This window comes from Streptomyces sp. NPDC048270 (assembly GCF_040652335.1).
Lineage (GTDB): Bacteria > Actinomycetota > Actinomycetes > Streptomycetales > Streptomycetaceae > Streptomyces.
In genome coordinates this window covers 1-25088 of sequence record NZ_JBEZLV010000054.1, presented here as the reverse complement: position 1 = coordinate 25088, position 25088 = coordinate 1, and the positions used below count along the sequence as shown (strand labels likewise).

The window sequence follows — 25088 nt, the reverse complement described above, 5'->3', positions numbered from 1 at the left end:
GTCACATCTCCTGGATCTCCCGGACCTCGGCGCTGACGTTCCACTCCGCCGGGTGGATCTCCAGGAACCTCCGGGTCCACTCGATGGCCTCGGCCTTGTCCTTGCACTGGCTCAGCGAGTAGCCGCCGACGACCTCCTTGGTCTCGGTGAAGGGGCCGTCGGTGTAGCTGATCTTCCCGCCGGACCAGCTGAGCCGGGTCGCTTCGGAGGTGGGCAGGAGCCCGGCGGTGTCGAGCATGACCCCGGCCTTGGTGATCTCCTCCAGCAGGGCGCCCATGCGCTGCTCGAACTCGGGCGGGAAGTTCTCGGGGGGCAGGTCCTGCTCGTTGATGCGGATCATCGTCAGGAAGCGCGGCATGGTGACTCCTCGGTCGGGAGGGCGGGGGCTTCCCCTGCCTCTCACCCCTGCGTCGAACGGGAGGCGCCCGGATCGACAGCTCTCCGGAGAATTCTTCAAAGAATCTTCGGGAGCGGCCACCCGGGCCCCGTCACTCGGCCCGCCGCCCCGCGCTGCGGCCTCGGGCGCTCAAAGGAGGCGCTCAGCGGATCCAGAAGAAGATGGTGTCCTCGGTCCGGCCCGCCCGCTTCGTCGACTCCCACTCCTCGGCCTCGACCCGCATGGGCTCCAGCAGCACTTCCGCCGTCTCGCGGACCTCCGGGTCGAGCCGGTCGAGGACCGCCTCGTACGCCGCGACCACCTCGGCGGCCCGGGAGGCCGGGAAGGTGCCCATCCAGGGGACGGCGTCGCCCGGATGCGGGAGCCGGATCGGCGGGCCGTCGAACAGGATCGCGGCGGGCGCGAGGTCGGCCGGGACGCCGTGCCGGGTCATCTCCTCGTCGACGGTGTAGAACCAGGACGGCCGCCGCCAGTAGCCGAGGTCGTAGGTGTCGGAGAACTGCCCCGCGACCAGCGCCTGGAAGGCGTAGGTGTAGCCGGGCTGCAGGTCCGTGCCGGGGCCGCCTTCCAGCAGTTCCTCCAGTGCCTGTACGACCGGCACGTCCAGCGTGATGCCCTGCTCTTCGAGGCGGGCGTCGGCCTGCGCGCAGCGCTCCCGCGCGAAGCCGAGGCTGCGCTCCTGTTCGGGTGTCCGCTCGACCGCCGTCAGCAGCCGGATCACGGCCCGCATGTCGCCGGTGCTCATTTCCAGGTTCCCCATGGCCCCATTCCTCCGTGTGCGTCGAGTTCCATGATCGCCGACGCGGGCGGCTGGTGGTGGACGGCGCGGGGTCAGCGGCTGTCCCCCACCCAGTCCCACCGGCGGGGGTCCGCCGGCCGGCGGCGGTAGTGGGCGCGGCCGCCCGCCCCGTAGCGCCCTATCTCCGTGGGCAGGCGGGCTTCTTCGGCGAGCTGCCGGGCGCTCCAGCCGGTGACGTCGAGGAGGAGCCCGTCCAGCGGGCCGCCCACGAGCTCGCCGTAGACGTGCCCGGGGCGCGGGCCGGGGTCGGGGTCTTCGTGGTCGGCGCCGTAGACCCGGCGCCGGAGCATCCTGTCGTCCATGCGCTCAAGCTTCACAGCCGCCACTGACAACCGGCCGCCGTGCGCAGCGGCGATGATGGTGACCGCCTCCCGGTCACGGGGGGCCCGGGAGCGAGGAGCGGCAGGCATGGCACGTCGGGTACACCAGCCACGGGAGGACCAGGAGTTCGACTTCATCCTGTCCATGGCGCCGGGGCCGGTTCTCGCCTATTTCTGCGGGACCTGGCCTAAGGCCCTGGAGGCGTGCCGGGCGATGGACGCGGTCGTCGGCGAGCTGGCCGAGGAGTATGCGGCGCGGCTCACCGCCGTCCGTACGGACATCACCCGCTGCCCAGGACCGACCAGGCGATTCGGCGTGACCGGCGCCCCGACCGCCGTGCTCGTCAAGGACGGCGAGGCGGTCGCGAGCCAGGCCGGGCCGATGACCCGCGAGGAGTTCCGGGCGTTCCTGGAGGCCCATCTCTGAGATCCGCGGCGGACCGCTGGTCCCTGTGGGCGAACTCGGGTGATCTGGCCGAAAGTGGCATAGGTGGGATAGGTGCCTCAGGCATGTAATGGAGTCCGGCACAACGGAACCATCGCTCGCGAGGTGCTCATGTCCTTCACGTCAGAGACCGTTGCCTTCCCCCAGGACCGAACCTGCCCCTACCACCCGCCCACCGCCTACGAACCCCTGCGGGAGAGCCGGCCGCTCTCCCGCGTCACCCTCTTCGACGGCCGCTCCGTATGGGTGGTCACCGGACTCGCCGAGGCCCGCGCCCTGCTCGCCGACGGACGGCTCTCCACCGACCGCCGCAACGCGGGGTTCCCCATGCCCACCCGCCGGTTCGCGGGCCTGGAGACCCGGCGCGCCGCGCTGCTCGGGTTCGACGATCCCGAGCACAACACCCAGCGCCGGATGCTGATCCCCTCCTTCACCCTGAAGCGGACCGCGGCCCTGCGGCCGCGTATCCAGCGGACGGTGGACCGGCTGATCGACGAGATGGTCGCCGCGGGCCCGCGGGCGGAGCTGGTCTCCGCCTTCGCCCTGCCGGTGCCGTCGATGGTGATCTGCGCCCTCCTCGGAGTTCCGTACGAGGACCACGAGTTCTTCGAGGAACAGTCCAGGCGGCTGCTGCGCGGCCCGGAGAGCTCCGACGTGGAGGACGCCCGCCGGCGGCTGGACGAGTACCTCGTCGGCCTGATCGGGCGCAAGCGCCGGGAGCCCGGGGACGGACTGCTCGACGAGCTGATCGCGCAGCGCCTGGAGACGGGTGAGATCGGCGTCGGGGAACTGGCCGACCTCGCCGCGATCCTGCTGATCGCGGGGCACGAGACCACCGCCAACATGATCTCGCTCGGCACCTTCACCCTGCTGCGCCACCCCGGGCAGCTGGCCGAGCTGCGGGCGGACCCGACGCTGATCTCGTCGGCCGTGGAGGAGCTGATGCGGTTCCTGTCGATCGCTGACGGCATGCTGCGGGTGGCGACCGAGGACATCGAGATCGGCGGGGTCACGGTCGGCACGGGCGACGGGGTGGTCTTCTCCACCTCCGTCATCAACCGCGACGACTCCGTCTTCGAGGATCCGGACGCGCTGGACTGGCACCGGCCCGCCCGGCACCACGTGGCGTTCGGCTTCGGCATCCACCAGTGCCTCGGGCAGAACCTGGCGCGCGCGGAGATGGAGATCGCGCTGGGCACGCTCTTCGAGCGGCTGCCCGGGCTGCGGCTGGCGGCCGATCCGGACCGGATCCCCTTCAAGCCCGGCGACACCATCCAGGGCATGGTCGAGCTGCCCGTGGCGTGGTGAGGGGGGTGCCGGCCGCACGTCTGCGCATCGACATCGACACGGGCGTCTGCATCGGCGCGGGCCAGTGCGCGCTGACCGCCCCCGGGGTGTTCACCCAGGACGACGAGGGCTTCGGGGAACTGCTCCCGGGCCGCGAGGACGGTGCCGGGAGCCCGCTGGTCCGGGAGGCCGCCCGGGCCTGTCCGGTCTCGGCCATCTCCGTACGGGAGGACTGAGCCACGCGGGACTGTATTTCCTGTACAGTTGTCCAGGAAATACAGTCCCGCGGATCGCCGGGAGGTCCGGACGCCCCGGCCCCGGACGCGTCCGCCGAGCACCTCGGAAGCGGAGGCGGCCCGTGCACACGGTCGCGCAGATCCTGATCGGCCTCGTGGCCGCCCTTCACCTGTACTTCCTGGTGCTGGAGATGTTCCTGTGGCAGCGGCCGCCGGGGCGCGCACTGTCCGGGTTCGATGCGGACACCGCCCGCCTCACCGCGCCGCTCGCCGCCAACCAGGGCCTCTACAACGGGTTCCTCGCCGCCGGCCTCGTGTGGGCCCTGGTCATCGACTCGCTCGCCACGCAGGTCTTCTTCCTGCTCTGCGTGATCGTCGCCGGGGTCTACGGGGCCGCGACGGCCAACCGCCGGATCCTCCTCGCCCAGGCGCTGCCCGGCGCGCTGGCCCTCGGCGCGGCCCTGCTGGCCGCGTGAGCCCCCAGGGCGCCCGGGCACCGGACCCGCGCACCGCCAGGACGAAGGCGCGGCTGCGCGAGAGCCTGCTCGCGGAATGCGCCGGCAGGCCGCTCGGCGAGGTCGGGGTCTCGGCGGTGGTCCGCCGGGCCGGGGTCGGGCGCGCCACGTTTTATCTGCACTACGAGGACCTCACCGCGCTCGCCGTGGACGCCTGCGCCGATCTGGTGCACGCCGCGGTGGACGCCCTGCACGCCTGGCAGACCGGGCCGGCGGCGCCGCCCCCCGCGCGGCCCCCGGCGGCCCTGGCCGACTTCCTGGCCGGGGCGGCGAAGCGCGCGCCGCTCTACCGCGCCCTGCTCCTGCCCGGCGGCGGGGGCCCGCTCGGCGACCGCCTCCACCGGGAGCTGCGCGAACGGGCCCGGGCCGAGCGGGCGGCGGCGGGCGCCCCGCACCCGGAGCTGGTCGCCTCGGCGGTCGCCGCCGCCTTCACCGGCGTCCTCGCGGACTGGCTCCACGACACCGTCCCGGCCGGTCCGTCCGACCTGGCGGACCATCTGTGGCGGCTCCTGCTCGCCCTCCACCGGGCTGTGCCCGAGGAGTAGCGCCGGGCGCGAAAAGGCCCCGCCGGGCGGACCGGCGGGGCTCACCTCACGGGCAGGGCCCGGGAAGCGGTACTACGAGAGGGGGACCACCCGCTCGGCCTGGGGGCCCTTGGGGCCCTGGGTGACGTTGTACTCGACCTTCTGGTTCTCTTCCAGCGACTTGAAGCCGCTGGTGTCGATGGCGGAGAAGTGCACGAACACGTCCGGCCCGCCGTCGTCCTGCTGAATGAAGCCGAACCCCTTCTCCGAGTTGAACCACTTCACGATGCCTGTTGCCATCTGGCTGATCCTTCTCAACGTTCCACTGCGGGCCGCACACGCGGCCGTCTCGATCCTGCCCAACGGTCCCGTACAGCACACGCCGAACGCGGCCAACCGGGGGCGTGCCGCGCAATCGAACTTCTGGCCGCCTCATCCGCGAAACGGGGGACGGGGCGTCCGGCAGGGGCCTGCGGGGCGTCTGGCAGAGGCCTGCGACGCGCCGGGGACGCGCCGTCGAGAAGGGGCGGGGCAGGGGCGTGTTCAGGCGCCGCCCTCCGCCGGCAACGGCGCGGCGGATCGAGGCCGTGGGGCTGCCGCGGCGGCCCGGCGAGGTCCGCTGACCCGGCAGCCCAGGCAGTCGGCATGACCCGCACGGGCGGCGGTGTCCCGGGTGCGCCAGTCCCAGTCGGCCTCGGGGCGGGGGCCGCCGGGCTTGCCCCAGCCGGCGAGGTGCAGGAGCCAGGTGACGGCCCCGGCCGCGGCGACGACGCCGAGGCCGATCCAGACGCCCGGGGTCCAGGCCGCGCACACGGCGACCCCCGCGCCGGTGAAGCCCACCAGGGCCAGTCCGGTACCGGTCCAGCCGGCCACCGTGTGGCCGAGGTCGACGTGGCCGTGCGCACTCATGGATTCTCCCTGGTCGGACGTGCGGCAGTAGGCTCGGAGCAGGATCTTTTATCTCACGAGCTAAGTAACTTAGATGCTAAGGAGTATGTGCGTGCAGGGCAAGCCCCGCCCCGCGGCCACGGCCGGGGAGGCGCTTTCGCGCATGGACCAGTACGTCGCCCTCGGCGTCATCGCCCAGCAGGAGGTGGCGCAGATGCTCGGGCTGAACGTCACCGACCTCACCTGCCTGGGCCACGTCCTGGGGGCCGGGGACACCCCCCTGGCCGCCGGCGAGCTCGCCCAGCTGACGAACCTCACCACGGGCGCCGTGACCGGGGTGCTCAACCGCCTCGAGCGGGCCGGGTACGCCCGGCGCCAGGCCGACCCGGCCGACCGGCGCCGGGTCCGGGTGGTGGCCGACCCGGCGGCGACCGCGCGGATCTTCGCCGTGTACCAGCCGTTCTACGACCGACTCGGCGCCCTGTTCGCCGACTACACGCCCGACGAGGTCGCCGTGATCGCCGACTGGTTCGGCCGGGCCGCGGGCGAGGTCCGCGCCCACCTGGCGCAGCTGCGCGCCGGGGAGCTCGGCGGCGGGCCGGCGTAAGGATCGGCCCCCGCCCCCGCTGGTACCATGGGCGGTTGACCATCTTGTTTCCCGCAGCACGAACGCCCTTCGAAAGGTCCTGCATGAGGAACCCGTCAGCTCATGGCCGATTCGGTGTGAAGGGCGGTGCCAAGCCCGGCGGCAAGTCCGGCGCCAAGGCCCCCCGCAGCACCGGGCCGCAGGGTGAGTTCACGATGCACGAGCCGAAGGTGCCGGGGCTGGCGCCGGTGGCCTCGTTCTCCGAGCTGGACCTGCCTGACGAGCTGACGACGACCATGGCCCGCCTGGAGGTGAAGGAGCCCTTCCCCATCCAGGCCGCCACCCTCCCGAACGCGCTGGCCGGCCGGGACGTCCTGGGCCGCGCCCGCACGGGCTCCGGCAAGACCCTCGCCTTCGGCCTGGCGCTGCTGGCGCGCACGGCGGGCCGCACGGCGGACCCCAAGCGCCCGCTGGCGCTGGTCCTCGTACCGACCCGCGAGCTGGCGCAGCAGGTGACCGAGGCGCTCACCCCGTACGCCGAGGCCCTGGCGCTGCGGATGGTCACGGTCGTCGGCGGACTGTCCATCGGGCGGCAGGTGAGCACGCTGCGCACCGGCGCCGAGGTCGTGGTGGCCACCCCCGGACGGCTGAGCGACCTGATCGGGCGGCGCGACGTCCACCTGGAGCGCGTGAAGATCACCGTGCTCGACGAGGCCGACCAGATGTGCGACATGGGCTTCATGCCGCAGGTCACCGAGATCCTCGACCAGGTGCACCACGCGGGGCAGCGGATGCTGTTCTCGGCGACCCTGGACCGCAACGTGGACCAGCTGGTGCGCACCTACCTGAAGGACCCGGTCTCGCACTCCGTCGACCCGCAGGCCGGCGCGGTGACCACGATGGACCACCACGTCCTGCACGTCCACGCGGCCGACAAGATCTCCGCGGCCACCGAGATCGCGGCGCGCGACAACCGCGTGCTGATGTTCCTCGACACCAAGCACGGGGTCGACCAGTTCGTGAAGCACCTGCGCGCGATGGGCGTACGGGCGGAGGGGCTGCACAGCGGCAAGTCACAGCCGCAGCGCACCCGGACCCTGGCCCAGTTCAAGAGCGGGGCCGTGACCGTCCTGGTCGCGACCAACGTCGCCGCGCGCGGCATCCACATCGACGACCTCGACCTCGTGGTCAACGTCGATCCGCCCGCCGACCACAAGGACTACCTGCACCGGGGCGGCCGCACCGCCCGGGCCGGCGAGTCCGGCCGGGTCGTCACCCTCGTCGCGCCCAACCAGCGCCGGGACATGGTCCGGCTGATGTCGGACGCCCGGATCCGGCCGACCATCACCCAGGTGCGGTCCGGCGAGGCCGCCCTGACCCGGATCACCGGCGCCAAGGCCCCCTCCGGGGTCCCGCTGGCCGGCTCCGCGCCGACGGACGCCAAGGGCAAGCCCTCGGGCTCGGACCTCGGCTTCCGCGGGATCGGCACCCGGCCGGGCCGGCCGGGGCGGGGCAAGGAGTCCCGCAAGACGATGGAGGCCCGGCAGGCCGCCGAGGCCCGCCGCGCGGCCCGGGTGCGCAAGGGAATCTGACGCTGCGGGGCCCGTCCCGCTCCGACCGGGCAGGCGGGCCCGGCACGATCCTGAAGAGACGGCTCAGGCCAGGGTGCGCCGGCGCAGGCGTGCGGCGGCCGCGTTGCGGACCCCGCGGGTGCGGGCGGAGGCGGCCAGCAGGCCGAGGGCCTCGGACGAGGTCAGGGTCTGGGCCGCGGTGCGCTGGCACCAGTCGGAGGCCGCCGTCAGCTCCGTTGCGGCCCAGGCTTGGCCGCTGGTGATGGCCTTGAGCAGGGTCCACTCGCGCAGCCGCCGTTCGGGGAAGGCCCGCCCGGCGAGCACCGCCGTCATGGCACGGGCCCAGCCCGGGAACCCCTCGTCGTCCAGCAGCCGCGCCGCCCGGCGGTTCAGGTGGGTGACCACCGCGCTCTCCGCCATCACCGGATCCGGGTCGCGGAGCACGGCGGCCACGGCCGCCGCCTCGGCGGGCTGCCCCGACGCCGCGGCGAGCGAGTCGAGGTGCCGTTCGTAGCGCCAGTGCTCCGGCGGCGCGGCGCCCTCGCGGACGTGCTGGATCTTCTTCCCTCTCCCCATGGCACCCATTCCACACGACCCGCCCGGAAGCCCGACGCTCAGGGTGCCGTCGGGGCGCCGGCGGGGGGCGGGGGTGCGAGCATCAGGGCCTCGGCTCCGACCGGCCGGAAACCGGCGGCCTGGAAGGCGCGGACGCTGCGGGCGTTCCCGGTGGCCTGCTGGGACCAGACCGGCTGCCCGTCGGGGACGAGGTGCCGCGCGGCCCGGGCCAGGTCCCGGCCCAGGCCCCGGTGGCGGGCCTCCTCGTCGACCTCGACAGCCGTCTCCCAGCGGCCCGCGACGCCCCGGCCGAGGACGAGGACTCCCCCGTCGGCCGCCCAGACCCGTACGTCCTCACGCCGGCGAAGCGCGCGCCGCACCCGGGGGTGGTCGGGGTCGGCGATCTCCCGGAGTCGCACCGGGGGTTCGCCGGGCAGCGGGCCCGCGACGGTGAGCAGGTCGATCGTGTCGGTGGTGCGCCCCGTGCGGTCCAGCAGCGCGGCCAGGAAGCGCGCGTTCATGGTGGCGGCGAGGCCGTCGCACTCGACGGACGCGAGCGTGGCGCGCACCCATTGCGGGTCCTCGTCGGTGAAAACCACGGAATGGGCGGTGAAGGCGATGACGCCCGCGTCCCGCCGGCTGTGCTGGGGCACCACGGTCGTCCCGCCGTCGGGCGGCGGGAAGCGCCCGTGGGCGGCGTCCTCCAGGATCCCGGCCAGCGTGCCGCCGACGCGGAGGTCTTCAAGTGCCATGGCGGTGCTCCTGATTCATGTCCGGTACACATGATCTCAGGCTCGGGGCACGCGCGTTCGGGCGGGACGGCGTTCCGGGGGCCGTGGCTCAGGCCTCGTCGGCGTCCCGGGGCTCCTCCTCCGGCTCGGGCAGGGGGGCGCCGGTCTCCAGGAGGGTCTTGAGGCTGGAGGCGAGCATCGGCCAGGCCCGCCCGCACATGCCGATCAGGGTGCCGCCGGGCTCGAAGCCCTCGTGCAGGATGGTCAGCCGCGCGAGCGTGTCGCCGACCGGCTCGATCTCGTACGTCACCTTCGTGCGCCGCTCCCGGGCCAGTTGGGCCCGAAGCTCCTCGTCGATCCCGACCGAGGCCGCCCACTGCGGGCTGAAGGTGTGCCAGGTGTAGGACAGCCGGCGGTCCGGGACGCAGTCCAGGACCACCTGCTCGGGGTCGCTGGTACGGGCCCCCCGCTCCACCCAGGCCATCGGTGAGCCCACGGCCCAGTCGGTCTCGAAGCTCAGGCCCCAGAACCGGCGGGTGAAGGCGGGCTCGGTGAGGGCCTGCCAGACCCGGTCGGGATCGGCCTGGATGTACAGGGTGTAGGTGATCGCGCTGTCGCTCATGGCCCCATGCTGCGGGACCGCGGACCCCGGAGGCCGGATTTCCCGATCATGGCGACGGCCGCGGCCGGGCGGCCCGGTCACCAGCGGGTCGCCGCTTCCGGGAGTTCGGTGGGCGGGGTGCGGGCGGGGGCGGGGAGGGAGAAGCGCGTGCGGGCGGCGTGGACGGACTCCAGTTCGCGGGCGCCGGCCGGGCCCCAGTCGCTCAGTTCACGGACCTGCTCGGGGGTGGCCAGCAGCCGGGCGTACGCCGGGTCACCGGCCGGGGGAAGGCCGGTGAGGCGGGCCGCGGTGCGGGCGTGGACGCCCTCGCCGCCCTCTGCGCGGCAGTCGTCGCCGTACCGGTAGCCGATCGGGAAGGCGGCGGCCGTCGCGACGGCCGCCGGGGTCGGGAGGTGGGCCGCCCCGGTGGCGCGGGCGATCAGGAGCAGCACCCGCCCGTCGGGCGCGAACAGCCAGCCCCGGTGGTCCCGTACGGGCAGCTGCGCGGGGACCGGGCCGGCGCGCCACGCGCCGCGCTGTGCGGTGCGCCGGGTGCGCAGCACGCCCAGCCGGTCGAGGGCGGTGGGCACGGTCGGTCGGCCGTCCTCCAGCAGGGCGGTGCCGGAGCCGTTGATCCGGGCCCGCAGCGCGGACAGGGCGCGGCGGGCGTCGCCCGCGTCCATCAGGGCGGGCAGCTCGGCCGGTTCGGCGAAGTGGATGCCGGTGACCTCCTGGGCGGGGAGCCGGACGGAGGCGATCCGCTCCGGCGTCCAGGTGCCGCCGTCGTAGACGTACAGGATCTCGCCGGGAAAACGCATCCCCGCCGGGAAACCGGGCGTGTCGGCCGGGATCCAGTCCACGGCGAGGCCGCGCGGGTAGCGGCCGTCGACCCCCAGCTCCTCGCGCACCTCGCGGGCCGCCGCGGCGGAGGGCGCCTCCCCCGCGTCGACGGCCCCGCCCGGCAGGAGCCGGTCGGACCGGTAGTCGACGCTCTGCACGAGGACCCGGCCGTCCGTGTCGGTGACCAGCACCACGGCTGCGGTCCACACCGCGGCGCGGGAGGCGCCGTACGCCTCCGGCGTCATCCAGGTCCCGGCCGAGCCGTCCCGGGCGGGCAGGGATCTGTCGGGCGCCGCCTCGTCGGGCGCGGACCTGGCGGGCGCGGCCTCGTCGGGGGCGGCCTCGTCGGTCAGCTGCGGCATCGGAACTCCGTTCACCGTGGGGGGACCCGCCGCCTGTGCAACAGCGGGCGCGGCCTCCCGGTTACGGCGTCACGGCGGCCCCGGCGCCCCCGGCGGAAGTCCCCCTGCTTTGCCGCCCCTATACCTCCTTATTACCTGGTTATGTGGTCCTTGCTACCTTCCGGGGGCGGACTGGCGGCCTGAAAACCGCCGGTCCGACCACGTCACCGGACCGGACCGAGGAGACCCCCGCATGCGACGCGCCACCCGGACGGGCACCCGGACGGACACCGGGAGACGGTGGACCGTCCCGGTGGTCCTCGGTGTGGCGGGCGGCGCCGCGGTCCTCGGCTTCGGCGGGCTGTACGCCGCGGGTCTGCTCCTGGCCGGCGAGGAGGTCGCCCCGGGCACGAAGGTGCGCGGGACCGACATAGGCGGGATGAGCCGGGCGCAGGCCCGCCAGGCCTTGGACCGGGAGCTCGGCCCGGCCGCCGCGGCCCCCGTCGGGCTGCGGATCGGCGAGCGCACGGAGCAGGCCGAACCGCGGGCGCTCGGCCTCTCCCTGGACACCGCGGCGACCGCCGAGCGGGCCGCGCGCCCGGGCTCCGGTCCGCTCAGCGTGATCGGCCGCCTGTTCTCCTCGGGCGACCCCGATGTGCCCCCGGTCGTCCGCCTCGACGGGAAGACGGCGCGCGCCGCCCTGGACGGCATCGGCAGGAAGACCGCCCGGGAGGCCCGCGAGGGCTCCGTCGCTTTCGCGAAAGGCAAGGCCACGGCGGTGGCCCCGGTCACCGGGATCTCCCTGGACGTCGACCGCTCCCTGGACACCCTGCGCGACGGTTTCCTGCGCGACGGGGGCGGCCGCGGTGCGGACCGCGGCGCCGCGGCCGCGCCCGTCGACCTCCCCGTCCAGCGGACGGAGCCGCGGGTCGGGCCACAGGAGACGGACCGGGCCCTGAAGGAGTTCGCGGAGCCGGCGATGTCCGCGCCCGTCACCCTCGCCGTCGACGGCCGGCGCATACCCGTCGGCCCCGCCGTCCTCTCCCGCCACCTCACCCTGAAGGACGACGGCCAGGGCCGTCTGAACCCGGCTCTGGACGCCAAGGCCCTGCTGGCCGACCCGGCCCTCGCCGGGCCGCTCCGGCAGGCCGGGCCGGGCCCCGTCGAGGCCCGGCTGCGGGTCGACGGTGCGGGGCGGGTCTTTGTCGCCGAGGAGGGCAGGGCCGGCCGGCAGGTCACCGAGCAGGCCCTCGGCGCGGCCCTGCTGCCGCTGCTGACCGGGGCCGACGCGGCCGCCCGTACCGGACAGGTCGCGACCGAAGAGGTCCGGCCCAAGCTGTCGAAGGACACGGTCCGGCAGCTCGGCATCACGGAGAAGGTCTCCTCGTTCACGGTGAAGTTCGAGCCGGCCGCGTACCGCACGACCAACATCGGACGGGCCGCCGAGCTGATCAACGGCTCACTGGTGCTCCCCGACGAGACGTGGAGCTTCAACCGGACCGTCGGCGAGCGCACGAAGGAGAACGGCTTCGTCGACGGCCTGATCATCAACAACGGCCAGTACGAGAAGGCTTCGGGCGGCGGGGTCTCGGCGGTCGCGACGACCGTGTTCAACGCGATGTTCTTCGCGGGGGTCAAGCCCGTCGAGTACGGGGCCCACTCGTTCTACATCGAGCGCTACCCGGAGGGCCGCGAGGCCACCGTGGCCTGGGGCAGCCTCGACCTGCGCTTCGCCAACGACTCGGGCAAGGCCCTGTACATCCAGGCCGAGGCCACCGACACCTCCGTCACCATCACCTTCCTGGGGACGAGGAAGTACGAGGAAGTACGCGCGGTCCAGGGCCCGCGCACCAACGTGCAGCAGCCCGCCACCCGCAAGGGCAGCGGCCCCAAGTGCGAGCCGCAGTCCCCGCTGGAGGGCTTCGACGTGGCCGTCGACCGGGTGTTCGTGCAGGGCGGCAAGGAAGTCGAACGGGAGACGATGAAGACGCGCTACACACCCCGCGACACCGTGACGTGCGGCGCGTGAGCGCCCGGGGGGAGGCGGCTCCGGAGAACCCGGAGCCGCGGAAGGCCCGTTCGGGGGACGCGGGCGGGGGGAAGCCCGGGGCGGCGAACGCCGGTGGGGAGAAGGCCGGTTCGGTGCAGGCACCGGCGAAGGCCGGTTCCGCGAAGGCCGGTTCGGTGGAGGCCGATTCCGCGAAGGCCGGTTCGGTGGAGGCCGGTTCGGTGGAGGCCGGTTCGGTGGAGGCCGGTTCCGCGAAGGCCGGTTCCGCGAAGGCCGGTTCCGCGAAGGCCGGTTCCGCGAAGGCCGGTTCCGCGAAGGCCGGTTCCGCGGAGGCCGGTTCCGCGAAGGCCGGTTCCGCGGAGGCCGGTTCGGTGCAAGCACCGGCGAAAGCCGGTTCGGGCCGACTGGCCGGGGTGGACGCCGTGCGCGGTCTCGCCGTCCTCGGCATGTTCGCCGTGCACGTCGGCCCCAGCCCGCAGCCCGAAGGGGCCGGCTACGTCCTCGTCGCGGCCGATGGCCGCGCCCCCGCGCTCTTCACGCTCCTCGCCGGCTTCTCCCTGGTCCTCGCCCAGCGCGGGCTCGACCCGGCGGCCCGGCCCGCCGGCTGGGCCGCGCGGTACCGTCCGCTGCTGATCCGCTGCGCCGTCATGGCCGTGCTCGGCCTGTTCCTGGCCTCGCTGTGGCCCGGGATCCTGGTCATCCTGGCCTTCTTCGCCGTGTACTTCCTCGCCGCCGAACCCTTCACCCGGCTCTCCACCCCGGTGCTCACGGCCGTCGCGGGGGTCTCGGTCGTCGCGGGGCCGCTGCTGTCCTTCCTGCTGGGCCCGGTGTTCGGGTACGAGGCCTCCGGGCGGGGCCTGGTCCCCGAGGCCGCCGATCTGACCAGCTGGGCCGGGCTGGGCACGGTGCTGTGCGAGCTGCTGCTCACCGGCGCGTATCCGCTGGCGACCTACTTCCCGTACATCCTGGTGGGGATGGCCCTCGCCCGCGTGTGCGACATCCGGGAGCGGACGTCGGCGCTGCGCATGGCCGCGTGGGGCACGGCCGCGGCCGTGGCGGGCTACGGTTCCGCCTGGCTCGCCACCCACGTGTTCGGCGCCCGGGAGCGGCTCCTGGCCTCGATCGCCGTGCACCACCCGGACGCCCTGACCGCCGCCGACCCGGTGCGCGAGGTGCTGCGCCGGCAGTACGGCGCCGTGCCCAGCACATCCTGGGACTGGCTCCTCATCGCGGACCCGTACAGCCAGACCCCGCCGGAGACGCTCGGCAACGCGGGCGTGGGCGCCGCGCTCATCGGCCTGTGCGCCCTCGCCGCCCGACACCGGCTGGGCGCCCGCCTGTTGCGGCCGTTCACGGTACTCGGCGCCATGGCACTGAGCGCGTACGTGATCCACGCCCTGGTCCTGGCCGGCCCCGCCCACGGCGCGGCGTCCTGGTCCGCCTGGCTGGCCTTCAGCACCGCCGCCCTCGCACTGACCTGGGCGTGGCAGCGCGCCTGCGCCGGCACCCCGCTCCGCCGCGGCCCCCTGGAACACGCCCTCCGCCTGGCGACCCAGCCCCGCGGCCGGGGCCCCGCCATCCGCTGAGGCCGGCCCCGGGGGCGCTCCGCCGAGCGCACCCGTACGGGTGATGGGGGCGGCTCCGCCGGGGGCGGTGCGGCAGGGTGGGCGGATGCAGTTGTGCCGGGCCCTGACCCTGACCCTTGCCGCGCTCGCCATGGCCACCGGATGCGTGACGGTGCACCCCGCCGCACCGTCGGACGCGCCGCGTCCGGGGCCCGCGGAGGTCCGCCCGCAACCCCGCCAACCGGTCCCGGCGGCGTGGCCGTTGGGCCATCTGCCGGTGACACCGCAACCTCCACCGCCGCCGCCACCGCCGCCATCCCCGTCGGCCGCGCCGGCCCCGGCCGCCGCGGCCCGGCAGGAGCGGTCCGCGCGGCCGCCCCGGGCGGCCAAGCCGCCGCGCCAGGTGCGCCCCGTGCGCCCGGCCCGCCCCGCCGCCGAGCCGGCCAAGCCCCGCAGACGGACCCCGGCGAAACCCGCGGCCGGGCCCGCCGTCCCGCAGCGCACCTACGACATGACGGCCCTGTGCGAGGCGGCCCGCGGCACGGTGTCCCCCTCCATCGTGGCCCTGTGCCGCTGACCGGTGCCGCCGCCCCGGGCGCGGGCTTATTCGATGGAGCGGGCCGCCCCGGATACGTAGAGTGACGGCTCCCACGTCGTCGAGCAGGAGCGGACCATGCGCGCGCACTACCCCCGTACGCCCCACCTCCCCTGGTCGCCCGGGGCCGCGGCGGACGACGTCCGGGTGGCCGGGCCGGGGGCGTTCGCGGGGCTGGCCGGGCGTGAGGTCGTGGTGACCGAGAAGCTCGACGGGGAGAACACCACCCTGTACGCGGACGGCCTGCACGCCCGTTCCCTCGATTCGGCGCACCACCCCTCCCGGGCCTGGGTCAAGGGGCTCCAGGGCCGGATCGCCGCGCGGATCCCGGCGGGGTGGCGGGTGTGCGGGGAGAACCTGTACGCCCGGCACTCCCTCGGCTACGAGGACCTCGACAGCTGGTTCTACGGGTTCTCGGTCTGGGACGGGGATCGCTGTCTGGACTGGGACGCGACCGTACGGTTCCTGCGGGGGCTCGGGGTGCCCGCCCCGCCGGTGCTGTGGCGCGGCACGTTCGACGAGCGCGCCCTGCGCAAGCTGAAGCTGGACACCGCGCGGCAAGAGGGTTATGTCGTAAGGACGGTGGACGGTTTCGCCTACGAGGACTTCGGCCGGTGCGTGGCCAAGTGGGTGCGCGGCGGGCACGTACAGACCGACACCCACTGGATGTTCGCGCCGGTGGTGGCGAACGGGCTCGGTGCGGCGGCCCCGTTGTGGGCGGTCCGTTCGGGGGCCGGGGCCGGTGCGGGGGAACTGCTGACGGCGGCCGGGGTGACCGGCGGCGAGAGCTGGGCCGGCGGCCTCCTCGCCGCCCCGGCCCCCGAGGCCGATGTGTGCGCCGAAGTCACCGCCCGGATGGACGAGTTGGGCCGGACCGGGGAGGACCGGCTGGCCGGAGTGCTGGCCGCCGTACTGCACCGCGCGCCGCGCGCCCGGATCGCGGCGCGGCTCGCGGCGGGGCCGCTCGGGATGGGGCTCGCGCGGCGGGTGTCGGACCTGGTCGGGCTGTATCCGTACCTCCAGCGGCCGTTCCCCGACGCGGAGCGGCGGGCCGGGCTGGTGCGGATGGCCGTCGCGGCCGATCCGGGGGTGCTGCACGCCCTCGCCGCCGCGACGGCCGGGGACGCGCCGGCCCGTGAGTGCGTGGAGTGGTCCCTGCTGTGCGCCGAGGAGGCGGGGCTGCTCGGTCCCGATCCGCTCGGCGCCCTGCGCGAGGAACTCCGGGAGCGGCTGGCCCCGCTCGGCCCGGACGCGGCCGACCGCTGCTGGGCCGAAGCGCGGCGGGCCTTCGCGCAGGGCCGGGTCGCCACGGCCGAGGAGGCGGTGGCGGCGACCTGGCGCTGGCGTGAGGGAACGTTTCCCCGGCTGGTGCAGCTGTGCGGTCCCTCGGGCAGCGGCAAGAGCACCTTCGGCCGCGCCCTGCCCGGCGCGGACGCCCGGGTCAGCCTCGACGACCTGCGGGCCGCCCGGGGCTCGCGCGCGGACCAGCGGGCGAACGCGCAGGTGCTCGGCGAGGGCCTCGACCGGCTGGACGCCGCATTGGCCCGCGGGGGAACCGTCGTATGGGACGCCACCTCGCTCACCGACCAGCAGCGCGGCCTGGCCGGCTCGGTCGCCCGCCGCCACGACGCGCTGGTCACCCATGCCGTCGTCCTGGTCGACGAGGAGGAGCTGCGGCGGCGCAACGCCGTGCGCCCGCACCCGGTTCCGCCCGGGGTGCTGGAAGCGCAGCTGCACCGGTTCAGCCCGCCGTATCCCGGTCAGGCGCACCGGACCTGGTACATCGGCGCGGACGGGACCGTCGGGGACACGGCCGGCACCCTGGCCGCGCCGGGCGGGGAGCTGTGATGCGCACCAGTGAGGAGCTCTACCACCAGGTCCGCTGGGACCCCCGGTTCGATCCGGCCCGGTTCGTGCTCGGTCTGCTCCAGCGCGGAGCCGCCCCCAAGCGCGTGCCGCTGCCGTCCTTCGTGCCCGGCGGCGACATCCCCTGGCACCGGGTGCTGTTCGTCGAGGCGGACGGCGAGCTGGTCTGGGACCGGGCCACCGGGGTGGACCGGATCGACGCCACCGAGGCCGGGCGGGTGCGCGATCCGCGCCTGCTGCGGGCGCCGTTCTTCACCGCCCGCACCCCGCACGCCTTCGATCCCTCGGGCGGCGGCGCCTGGCGCCCGGCGCCCGCGCCGGCCCCGGGCGGCAGTGTGCCCGGGTCCCCCGCCGCGGTGCGGCTGCTGACCTGGAACACCCTCTGGGACCGGTACGACGGCCCGCGGATCTCCACCGCGCGGCGCAGGCCGCTGCTGCTGGCCGACCTGGCGGCCGCCGATGCCGACGTCATCGCGCTCCAAGAGGCCGAGCCCGAGCTGCTGCGGATGCTGCTCGCGGCGGACTGGGTACGGGCCGGGTACACGCTCGGCACGGATCCGGGCGGCCGGGACGTCGCCGAGTGCGGGCTGCTGGTGCTGAGCCGGCTTCCGGTGCGGGAGGCGGGGCTGCACGCGCTCGGCCCGCACAAGGCGGTCGCCGCCGTGACGGTGGACACCGCGGCCGGCCCCCTCGTCGTTGCCGCGACCCATCTGACCAGCGATCACACCGAGAACGGGGAGGTCCGCCGCCGGGCCGAACTATCCCGGCTCGCCCAGGGGCTGGGCGGGGTGGAAGCCGCCGTGGCGCTGCTCGGCGACTTCAACGACGGCGCGTCGGGAGCCGCGGGGCCGGCGGCCGTACTGGGCATGCGGGACGCCTGGAGCGACGTGCACGGGGCGGCGGACGGCACCCCCACCTTCGATCCGGTCGCCAATCCGCTGGCGGCGGTGGGCTCGCTGTCGGGGCGGGCGGCGCGGCTGGACCGGATCCTGCTGAGGGCCCCCGGGCCGGCGCGGGTGACGCGGGCGGCGCTGCGCGGTGACGTACCGGGCCCGGACGGGCTGTTCGTCTCGGACCACTATGGTGTCGAGGCGACCGTGGAGTTCGGGGGCGCAGCCGGCGTCGCGCGGCTCGAGGCGCGGGCGACGGCTCGTACGGCCGTGGCCTGGCTGCCGCCCGACCTGCCGGAGGCAGCGCACGCACTGCGGCGGGAGCACGATCCGCAGGCCGGCCGCTGGCCCGCGCACGTCAACCTGCTGTTCGGCTTCGTCCCGGAGTCCTCGTTCGAGGAAGCCGTGCCGCTGCTGGCCGAAGTGGCCGCGGACACCCCGGCGTTCACCGCCCGGCTGGCCGGGGTGTACAGCTTCGGGCACCGCGAGGACGCGACCGTCTGGCTGGATTCGGCGGCGGGCGGTGCGACGCCGTGGCAGGAGCTGCGGCAGGAGCTGGTTCGACGGTTCCCGGGATGCCCGGGGCGCGCCGAGGGCTACACCCCGCACCTGACGCTGGGGCGCAGCCGCGATCCGCAGCGGGCGGTCGCGGAGTTCAGCGCCCGGCTCGGCGCCGGAGCGTCCGCGCGGGTCGGGGAGCTGGCCGTGCTCTCGCGGCGCGGGGACGGGCCGATGCGGGCGCGGGCGGTCGTGGAACTGGGCACGGGCCGGGTCCGGTGGCTGCCGGAGCCCGGACTCCCGCAGCCCGCGCTCCCGGAGCCCGGCCTCCCGGCGCCGGACGGACCGCACGACACCGCAGCAGCCGGAAGAGCCGCGCACGGCACGGAGACGGACGAGGCCGAGGCGCACAGCGTCGAAGCGCACGGCGGGGGCCGAGCGCACGGCGCCGACGCGCACGACGCCGAGGCGCAAGGCGTCGACGCGCACGACGTCGAGGCGCACAGCGTCGAAGCGCACGGCGGGGGCCGAGCGCACGGCGCCGACGCGCACGACGTCGAGGCGCACAGCCCCGGCGGGGCCCGAGCGCACGGCGTCGAAGCCCCCGGCCTTGGCCCGCACGGCCGCGAACCGCGTGGCCGGGCCGCCGCGCTCACCGCCCGGATCGCGGACGCGCTGGCCGGCGGGGCGGTGTGGGAGGCCGGATCGCGCCGCATGGGCTGCGCGCTGCCGGGCGCCGACCTCGACCTGGTGGCGGCGGTGCCGGGCACCCCCGACATCGCGGAGGTACGGCAGCGGGTCGCGGCGGCCCTGCCCGAGGCGGTGCGGATGCGCGACGTGACAGGCGCCCGGGTGCCGGGGCTGCGGCTGGACGCGGCGGGACTGCACGTGGACCTGGTGGTCGTCCCCGCCGGCACCCTGGACCCCGCGCAGGCGGTGGCGCGCCGGGCGGAACTGGGCGAGCGGGCCGCGCTCGCGCTGAGCGCGGTGAGCGACGCGGACGCGGTACGGGAGTTCGCGGGCGCGGAGCAGGCCGCCTTCGCCCGGCTGGCGCGGGAGGTCAAGGCCTGGGCCCGGGCCCGGGGGCTGGACTCGGCGCCGTTCGGCGGCCTGCCGGGGCTGGCCTGGTCGGTCCTGGCGGCCCGCACGGTCCGCGCCGCCGCCGACCGGTCCCCGGCGGCCCTGCTGCTCGGGTTCTTCGGGACCTGGGCGGCCTGGGACTGGCGGGACCCGGTCGGCCTGCACTCCGTACCGCCCGGGCCTCCGGCACCGGGGGCGGGTCCCGGCCCCGTACCCGGGGCGCCGGACCCCGTTGCGCCGGCGCCGGACCCGGTGACCGTCCTCACGCCCACCGCCCCGGTCCGCAGCTGCACGGCCCAGGTCGGCCCCGGCCTGCGCGACCTGCTGGGGCGGGAGCTGTACCGGGCCTGGGAGCTGCTGGACGCCGATCCCGGCGCCTTCGCCGCCGTCACGGCCGCCCCGCCGCTGCACCGCCGGCACGCCGCGTGGGCGGTGGTGACCGTACGGGCTTCCACGGAGCGGGAGTTCGACGCGGCTGTGGGCCGGATGCGGGGCCGGATGCGGGCGCTGCTGGGCGCGCTGGAGGACGCGGGCACCGAGGACGTGCACGCCTGGCCGCACCCGTTCGCGACCGGCGCGGGGCTGGCCCGGTACGCGATCGGGCTCGGCGCGGCTCCCCCCGACGCGGCGGGTCTCGCCGCCGTGGCCGCGCCGTGGTCGAGGGGTCTGGCGGGCGTCGAAGTGGCCTGGGCGGCCGGCGGTGAGGTGCCGGATCGGTGCCGGACCGTCGACGAGTAACGAACGCACGGCAGCAACCAGCCTCCCAGAGCGGACACTTCCCGAAGCCTGACCGGGGACCGGCGGGGACCGGACCGGGAACGGACCGGGGCCCGTCGACACGGACCGGGCTCCGCCCCGCGCACAGCGGGCACGGCGGGACGGAGCGGTCAGAGCATCAGTAGAGCCGCGCCGGGTTTTTTCGTCAACACTTTTCACAAGGATTGAAGAAACTCCAAGTTCACAGGCCTGATGTGTAGTTGACATGGCATTTGACCTTCAGTTCGTGAACGCCGAAACCCTTGACGGCCCCGTCGGCGGGCAGTTCACTCACGCTTCGATCCCCCCGGATCCATGACGTCAGGAGCACCCCGCATGCCCCTCCTCTCCGATCGCCCGCCGCGGCTCACCGTCGCGACCCTCGCCGCCGCGCTGGTCGCGGCCCTCCTGGTCCTGCTGCCGGGCACCGCCGCCCAGGCGGCCCCGGTGCTGCTCTCCCAGGGCAAGCCCGCCACCGCCTCCAGCGTCGAGGGCGCCGGGACACCGGCCGGCGCGGCCGTCGACGGCGACAACGGCACCCGCTGGTCGAGCCAGTTCGCCGATCCGCAGTGGATACAGGTCGACCTCGGCGCCCCCGCCCAGCTGAGCCAGGTGGTGCTGCGCTGGGAGGCCGCGGCCGCCAAAGCGTACCGCGTCGAGTTGTCCACGGACGGCACCAACTGGTCCACCGCCGCCTCGACCACCGCGGGCACCGGCGGCACGGTCGCCCACGACATCACCGGCAGCGCCCGATACGTCCGCGTGTACGGGACGCAGCGCACCACGGGGTACGGCTACTCCCTCTGGGAGTTCCAGGTCTTCGGCACCACCGACGGCGGCCCGACCATCCCCGGCGGCGGCGACCTCGGCCCGAACGTGATCGTCTTCGACCCGTCCACGCCGAACATCCAGGCCAGGTTGGACGAGGTGTTCCGGCAGCAGGAGTCGGCCCAGTTCGGCTCGGGCCGCTACCAGTTCCTGTTCAAGCCTGGCACGTACAACGGTCTCAACGCCCAGATCGGCTTCTACACCTCGGTCTCCGGGCTCGGCCTGAGCCCCGACGACACGACCATCAACGGCGACATCACCGTCGACGCCGGCTGGTTCGGCGGCAACGCCACCCAGAACTTCTGGCGTTCGGCCGAGAACCTCGCGCTGAACCCGGTCAGCGGCACCAACCGCTGGGCGGTGTCGCAGGCGGCGCCGTTCCGCCGGATGCACGTCAAGGGCGGGCTCAACCTCGCTCCCGACGGCTACGGCTGGGCCTCGGGCGGCTACATCGCCGACTCCAAGATCGACGGCCAGGTCGGCAACTACTCGCAGCAGCAGTGGTACACCCGTGACAGCTCGATCGGCGGCTGGTCCAACGCGGTGTGGAACCAGGTGTTCTCCGGGACCCAGGGCGCGCCGGCGCAGTCGTACCCGAACCCGCCGTACACCACCTTGGACACCACCCCCGTCTCGCGGGAGAAGCCCTTCCTCTACCTGGACGGGACCGAGTACAAGGTCTTCGTCCCGGCGAAGCGCACCAACGCCCGCGGCACGTCCTGGGGCAACGGCGCACCGCAGGGCAGCTCGGTGCCGCTCAGCCGGTTCTACGTGGTGAAGCCGGGCGCGAGCGCGGCGACGATCAACGCGGCGCTGGCGCAGGGCCTGCACCTGCTCTTCACCCCCGGCGTCTACCACGTCAACCAGACCATCCAGGTGAACCGCCCCGACACGATCGTCCTCGGCCTCGGCCTCGCGACGATCGTCCCGGACAACGGGGTCACCGCGATGAAGGTCGCCGACGTGGACGGCGTGAAGCTCGCCGGATTCCTCATCGACGCGGGCACCGTCAACTCGCCGAGCCTGCTCGAGGTCGGCCCGGCCGGCGCCTCCGCGGACCACGCGGCGAACCCGACCAGCGTCCAGGACGTCTTCATCCGGGTCGGCGGTGCGGGTGCGGGCAAGGCCACGGTGGGCATGGTGGTCAACAACGACGACACGATCGTCGACCACACCTGGATCTGGCGCGCCGACCACGGCGACGGGGTGGGCTGGGAGACCAACCGCTCCGACTACGGGTTCCGGGTGAACGGCGACGACGTCCTGGCCACCGGGCTGTTCGTCGAGCACTTCAACAAGTACGACGTGGAGTGGAACGGCGAGCGCGGCCGCACGATCTTCTTCCAGAACGAGAAGGCCTACGACGCGCCCAACCAGGCCGCCATCCAGAACGGCGCGACCAAGGGCTACGCGGCCTACAAGGTGGCCGACTCCGTGAACACCCACGAGGGCTGGGGCCTGGGCAGCTACTGCTACTACAACGTGGATCCGACCATCCGTCAGGACCACGGCTTCCAGGCACCGGTGAAGCCCGGCGTGCGCTTCCACGACCTGCTCGTGGTCTCGCTCGGCGGCAACGGCCAGTACGAGCACGTCATCAACGGTGTCGGAGGCCCGACCTCGGGCACCTCGACCATCCCCTCGACCGTCGTCTCGTTCCCCTGACCCACCCCTGACCCCCGGACGACGCGGGGCGGCCCGGCGGCCGCCCCGCGTTTTCCGGGCCGAGTGAGAGAGCGCTCTCCCAACCGGGCGAGCCACCCACCACCGGAGGAGCAGAAGTGAATCTCCGACCGCGGACCCTGTCCGCCCTCCTGGTCTCGGCGGCCGTCGCCGTGACCGCCACCGCGGCCTTCGGCGGCCTCGCGCTGACCGCCCAGGCCTCTCCCGACACCGGCGCGTCCGCGCACGCGGCCATGGACCATGCCGCCGCCGCGCCGCTGGCCGGCGGCGACGACCCGGACGGCGACGGCTACATCCCGGCCGTGCCGCAGGTCACGGGGGTCACCCCCTCCTGGAACACGCCCCCCGACCGGTACTTCCACGAGTTCCAGGCCAACTGCGCCGTCACCAAGACCGCCTCCGACGACCCGATCGTCTTCGCGGGCCGGCCCGGCGCCTCGCACAACCACACCTTCATGGGCAACACCGCCACCGACGCGTTCAGCACCACCGCCTCGCTCAGCGCGGGCGGGACCGCCTGCAACGCCCCCGGCGACCTCTCCGGATACTGGATGCCGACCCTGTTCAACGGCAACCAGCCGGTGCTGCCGACCGGGCCACAGGTGATCTACTACAAGACCGGCGTCACCGACTACAAGAGCGTGCGCCCCTTCCCCAAGGGCCTGCGCTTCCTCGTCGGCAGCCCCACGCAGACCGCCGCCGAGTTCCGCGGCCACCGCGGCTGGGTCGAGGGCTGGGAGTGCGGGGACAGCTTCAAGAACACCGAGTTCCCCGCGAACTGCCCGCCCGGTACGCAGCTCAACATCCGCATGCAGTCGCCCAGCTGCTGGGACGGCAAGTACCTGGACACCCCCGACCACAAGGCGCACATGGCCTATCCGGTCGTGAAGCCCGGCAACAACGACAATGTGTGCCCCGCCAGCCACCCGGTGGCGGTGCCCATGGTCGAGTTCAAGATGGCCTTCCCCGTCAGCGGGGACATGTCGCAGGTCAGGCTGTCCAGCGGCAGCGGCCACTCCTTCCACTACGACTTCTTCAACGCCTGGGACGACCGCACGCTCAACGCCCTGGTCGAGCACTGCATCAAGGGCGGGCTCCAGTGCAACGCCCGCGGCTACGACGAGACGCACCCCGAGGCCGGCGCCGCCCTGGGTCCGGACTACCGGCTCCCGTAACCCCACCCCTCCCCCACCTCCAGGAGGTCCTCGCGTGCACTCCCGCATGCGTTCCCTCGTCACGGCCGCGCTCCTCGCCGGCACCGTGACCGTACTGCCCACCGCCCCGGCGCACGCCGCCGGGAGCGTGGTGAAGGTGACCGGATCACAGGGCAACTGGCAGCTGACGGTGGACGGTTCGCCGTACCTCGTCAAGGGCGTCACCTGGGGTCCCTCCCCGGCCGACGCCGGCCGGCTGCTGCCCGACGTGAAATCGCTCGGCGCCAACACCATCCGCACCTGGGGCACCGACGCGAGCAGCCGCCAGCTGTTCGACTCCGCGGCGGCCACCGGCATCAAGGTCGTCGCCGGGTTCTGGCTCCAGCCGGGCGGCGGACCGGGCAGCGGCGGCTGCACCAACTACGTCACCGACACCGCCTACAAGAACACCATGCTCGCCGAGTTCTCCCGCTGGGTGGAGGCCTACCGCGACCACCCGGCCGTGCTGATGTGGAACGTCGGCAACGAGTCGGTGCTCGGCCTGCAGAACTGCTACAGCGGCACCGAGCTGGAGAACCAGCGCAACGCCTACACCGCCTTCGTCAACGACGTCGCGAAGGCGATCCACCGGATCGACGCCAACCACCCGGTGACCTCCACCGACGCCTGGGCCGGCGCCTGGGCGTACTACAAGCGCAACTCGCCTGACCTCGACCTGTACGCCGTCAACTCCTACAAGGAGGCCTGCGGCATCAAGCAGGCCTGGCAGCAGGGCGGTTACACCAAGCCGTACATCGTCACCGAGACCGGCCCGGCCGGCGAGTGGGAGGTCCCGAACGACGCGAACGGCGTCCCGCTGGAGCCCGGCGACCAGGCCAAGGCGGACGGCTACACCAACGCCTGGGACTGCGTGAAGGGCCACCAGGGCGTGGCCCTCGGCGCCACGGTCTTCCACTACGGGACCGAGTACGACTTCGGCGGCCACTGGTTCAACCTGACCCCCGCCGGGGAGCGCCGCAAGATGTACTACGCGGTCAAGCGGGCCTACGGCGGGAACACCGCCGGGGACAACCTGCCGCCCACCGTCTCCGTGCCCTCGGTCCCCGACGCCGGCGCGGTGCCGGCCGGCAAGGAGATCGTGGTGACGGCTCCGGCGACGGACCCGGAGAACGACCAGCTCGCCTACGAGGTGCTCTGGGGCGGCAAGTACGTCGACGGCGGGGGCGGGCTCGTCTCGGCCCCGATGGTCAACCTGGGCAACGGCAGCTTCCGGGTCACGGCTCCGGCGAAGACCGGTGTGTGGAAGCTGTACGTGAAGGCCAAGGACGGCCGCGGCAACGTGGGCGTCGAGCAGCGTTCGGTGCGGGTCGTCCCGCCGCCGGTCGCGGGTACGGACGTGGCGCGGGGGCGGCCGACGACCGCCTCCACCTTCCAGAACGACGGCTACGGCGGCTGCCCGTGCACCCCGGCGCTGGCCACGGACGGCAACACGGCCACCCGCTGGGCCAGCGCCTGGGCCGACGCCCAGT

Annotated in this window: 24 protein-coding genes; 15 read left to right on the top strand and 9 right to left on the bottom strand. The window is 74.4% G+C overall.

Going from position 1 to position 25088, the window contains the following annotated elements; translation table 11 throughout:
• Window position 1: 1 nt before the first annotated feature.
• The 3 genes from AB0D66_RS30740 to AB0D66_RS30730 all read right to left on the bottom strand — a co-directional run bounded on the left by AB0D66_RS30740 (window position 2) and on the right by AB0D66_RS30730 (window position 1498).
• Window positions 2-358 (bottom strand): YciI family protein, encoded by a 357-nt coding sequence (locus AB0D66_RS30740; RefSeq protein WP_362310509.1) that lies wholly within the window; start codon window positions 356-358, stop codon window positions 2-4.
• Window positions 359-539: 181 nt separating this feature from the next.
• Entirely contained in the window at window positions 540-1157 is a 618-nt protein-coding gene (locus AB0D66_RS30735; RefSeq protein ID WP_362310508.1) for a hypothetical protein, read from the bottom strand.
• Between the two features lie 71 nt (window positions 1158-1228).
• Window positions 1229-1498, bottom strand: coding sequence for a hypothetical protein (locus AB0D66_RS30730; RefSeq protein ID WP_362310507.1), 270 nt, complete (start codon window positions 1496-1498; stop codon window positions 1229-1231).
• A gap of 106 nt (window positions 1499-1604) precedes the next feature.
• Here AB0D66_RS30730 and AB0D66_RS30725 point away from each other — a divergent pair, with 106 nt between their 5' ends.
• From AB0D66_RS30725 to AB0D66_RS30705, 5 genes are all read left to right on the top strand, one after another.
• Window positions 1605-1943 (top strand): thioredoxin domain-containing protein, encoded by a 339-nt coding sequence (locus AB0D66_RS30725; RefSeq protein ID WP_362310506.1) that lies wholly within the window; start codon window positions 1605-1607, stop codon window positions 1941-1943.
• A gap of 129 nt (window positions 1944-2072) precedes the next feature.
• Window positions 2073-3269 carry a cytochrome P450 gene (locus AB0D66_RS30720; RefSeq protein WP_362310505.1) on the top strand — a complete coding sequence of 399 codons (1197 nt, stop codon included), beginning with the start codon at window positions 2073-2075 and terminating at the stop codon, window positions 3267-3269.
• 20 nt (window positions 3270-3289) lie between these two features.
• Window positions 3290-3484, top strand: coding sequence for a ferredoxin (locus AB0D66_RS30715; protein WP_362310515.1), 195 nt, complete (start codon window positions 3290-3292; stop codon window positions 3482-3484).
• A gap of 122 nt (window positions 3485-3606) precedes the next feature.
• The gene (locus tag AB0D66_RS30710) at window positions 3607-3960 is read left to right on the top strand and encodes a DUF1304 domain-containing protein (protein ID WP_362310504.1); all 354 of its coding nucleotides are present in this window, start codon (window positions 3607-3609) and stop codon (window positions 3958-3960) included.
• A complete protein-coding gene (locus tag AB0D66_RS30705) occupies window positions 3957-4544 on the top strand; it encodes a TetR/AcrR family transcriptional regulator (RefSeq protein ID WP_362310503.1) in 588 nt (195 codons plus the stop codon). The genes AB0D66_RS30710 and AB0D66_RS30705 overlap by 4 nt, the downstream gene beginning before the upstream one ends.
• Window positions 4545-4616: 72 nt before the next feature.
• On the opposite strand, the gene AB0D66_RS30700 is transcribed toward AB0D66_RS30705, so the two are convergent.
• Window positions 4617-4823 (bottom strand): cold-shock protein, encoded by a 207-nt coding sequence (locus AB0D66_RS30700; protein ID WP_362310502.1) that lies wholly within the window; start codon window positions 4821-4823, stop codon window positions 4617-4619.
• Window positions 4824-5066: 243 nt separating this feature from the next.
• Window positions 5067-5432, bottom strand: a complete 366-nt coding sequence (locus AB0D66_RS30695) for an HGxxPAAW family protein (RefSeq protein ID WP_362310501.1) — start codon at window positions 5430-5432, stop codon at window positions 5067-5069.
• 91 nt (window positions 5433-5523) lie between these two features.
• On the opposite strand from AB0D66_RS30695, the gene AB0D66_RS30690 reads away from it, so the two are divergent.
• Entirely contained in the window at window positions 5524-6018 is a 495-nt protein-coding gene (locus AB0D66_RS30690; RefSeq protein ID WP_362310500.1) for a MarR family transcriptional regulator, read from the top strand.
• 194 nt (window positions 6019-6212) lie between these two features.
• The gene (locus AB0D66_RS30685; RefSeq protein WP_362310499.1) at window positions 6213-7589 is read left to right on the top strand and encodes a DEAD/DEAH box helicase; all 1377 of its coding nucleotides are present in this window, start codon (window positions 6213-6215) and stop codon (window positions 7587-7589) included.
• A gap of 63 nt (window positions 7590-7652) precedes the next feature.
• Here AB0D66_RS30685 and AB0D66_RS30680 read toward each other — a convergent pair whose 3' ends face one another.
• From AB0D66_RS30680 to AB0D66_RS30665, 4 genes are all read right to left on the bottom strand, one after another.
• Window positions 7653-8144, bottom strand: a complete 492-nt coding sequence (locus AB0D66_RS30680; protein ID WP_362310498.1) for a hypothetical protein — start codon at window positions 8142-8144, stop codon at window positions 7653-7655.
• 38 nt (window positions 8145-8182) lie between these two features.
• On the bottom strand, window positions 8183-8875 hold the full coding sequence (locus AB0D66_RS30675; RefSeq protein ID WP_362310497.1) for a GNAT family N-acetyltransferase: 693 nt from the start codon (window positions 8873-8875) through the stop codon (window positions 8183-8185).
• Window positions 8876-8963: 88 nt separating this feature from the next.
• Window positions 8964-9476, bottom strand: a complete 513-nt coding sequence (locus tag AB0D66_RS30670) for an SRPBCC family protein (protein ID WP_362310496.1) — start codon at window positions 9474-9476, stop codon at window positions 8964-8966.
• 77 nt (window positions 9477-9553) lie between these two features.
• The gene (locus AB0D66_RS30665; protein WP_362310495.1) at window positions 9554-10657 is read right to left on the bottom strand and encodes an NUDIX hydrolase; all 1104 of its coding nucleotides are present in this window, start codon (window positions 10655-10657) and stop codon (window positions 9554-9556) included.
• A 232-nt stretch (window positions 10658-10889) separates the two neighbouring features.
• Here AB0D66_RS30665 and AB0D66_RS30660 point away from each other — a divergent pair, with 232 nt between their 5' ends.
• From AB0D66_RS30660 to AB0D66_RS30625, 8 genes are all read left to right on the top strand, one after another.
• The gene (locus AB0D66_RS30660; RefSeq protein ID WP_362310494.1) at window positions 10890-12665 is read left to right on the top strand and encodes a VanW family protein; all 1776 of its coding nucleotides are present in this window, start codon (window positions 10890-10892) and stop codon (window positions 12663-12665) included.
• The gene (locus AB0D66_RS30655; protein ID WP_362310493.1) at window positions 12662-14230 is read left to right on the top strand and encodes a DUF418 domain-containing protein; all 1569 of its coding nucleotides are present in this window, start codon (window positions 12662-12664) and stop codon (window positions 14228-14230) included. Before AB0D66_RS30660 ends, AB0D66_RS30655 begins: the two co-directional genes overlap by 4 nt.
• Window positions 14231-14621: 391 nt before the next feature.
• The gene (locus AB0D66_RS30650; RefSeq protein WP_362310492.1) at window positions 14622-14786 is read left to right on the top strand and encodes a hypothetical protein; all 165 of its coding nucleotides are present in this window, start codon (window positions 14622-14624) and stop codon (window positions 14784-14786) included.
• Between the two features lie 96 nt (window positions 14787-14882).
• Window positions 14883-16652, top strand: a complete 1770-nt coding sequence (locus tag AB0D66_RS30645; RefSeq protein ID WP_362310491.1) for an RNA ligase family protein — start codon at window positions 14883-14885, stop codon at window positions 16650-16652.
• Window positions 16652-19876: a poly(A) polymerase gene (locus AB0D66_RS30640; RefSeq protein ID WP_362310490.1), complete on the top strand. Its 3225-nt coding sequence runs from the start codon at window positions 16652-16654 to the stop codon at window positions 19874-19876. The genes AB0D66_RS30645 and AB0D66_RS30640 overlap by 1 nt, the downstream gene beginning before the upstream one ends.
• Window positions 19877-20230: 354 nt before the next feature.
• Window positions 20231-22387, top strand: coding sequence for a discoidin domain-containing protein (locus tag AB0D66_RS30635; protein WP_362310489.1), 2157 nt, complete (start codon window positions 20231-20233; stop codon window positions 22385-22387).
• A 116-nt stretch (window positions 22388-22503) separates the two neighbouring features.
• Window positions 22504-23580 (top strand): DUF1996 domain-containing protein, encoded by a 1077-nt coding sequence (locus AB0D66_RS30630; protein ID WP_362310488.1) that lies wholly within the window; start codon window positions 22504-22506, stop codon window positions 23578-23580.
• A 46-nt stretch (window positions 23581-23626) separates the two neighbouring features.
• Window positions 23627-25088 (top strand): glycoside hydrolase family 2 TIM barrel-domain containing protein (locus AB0D66_RS30625; RefSeq protein ID WP_362310514.1); only part of this gene is annotated, 1462 nt, incomplete at its 3' end.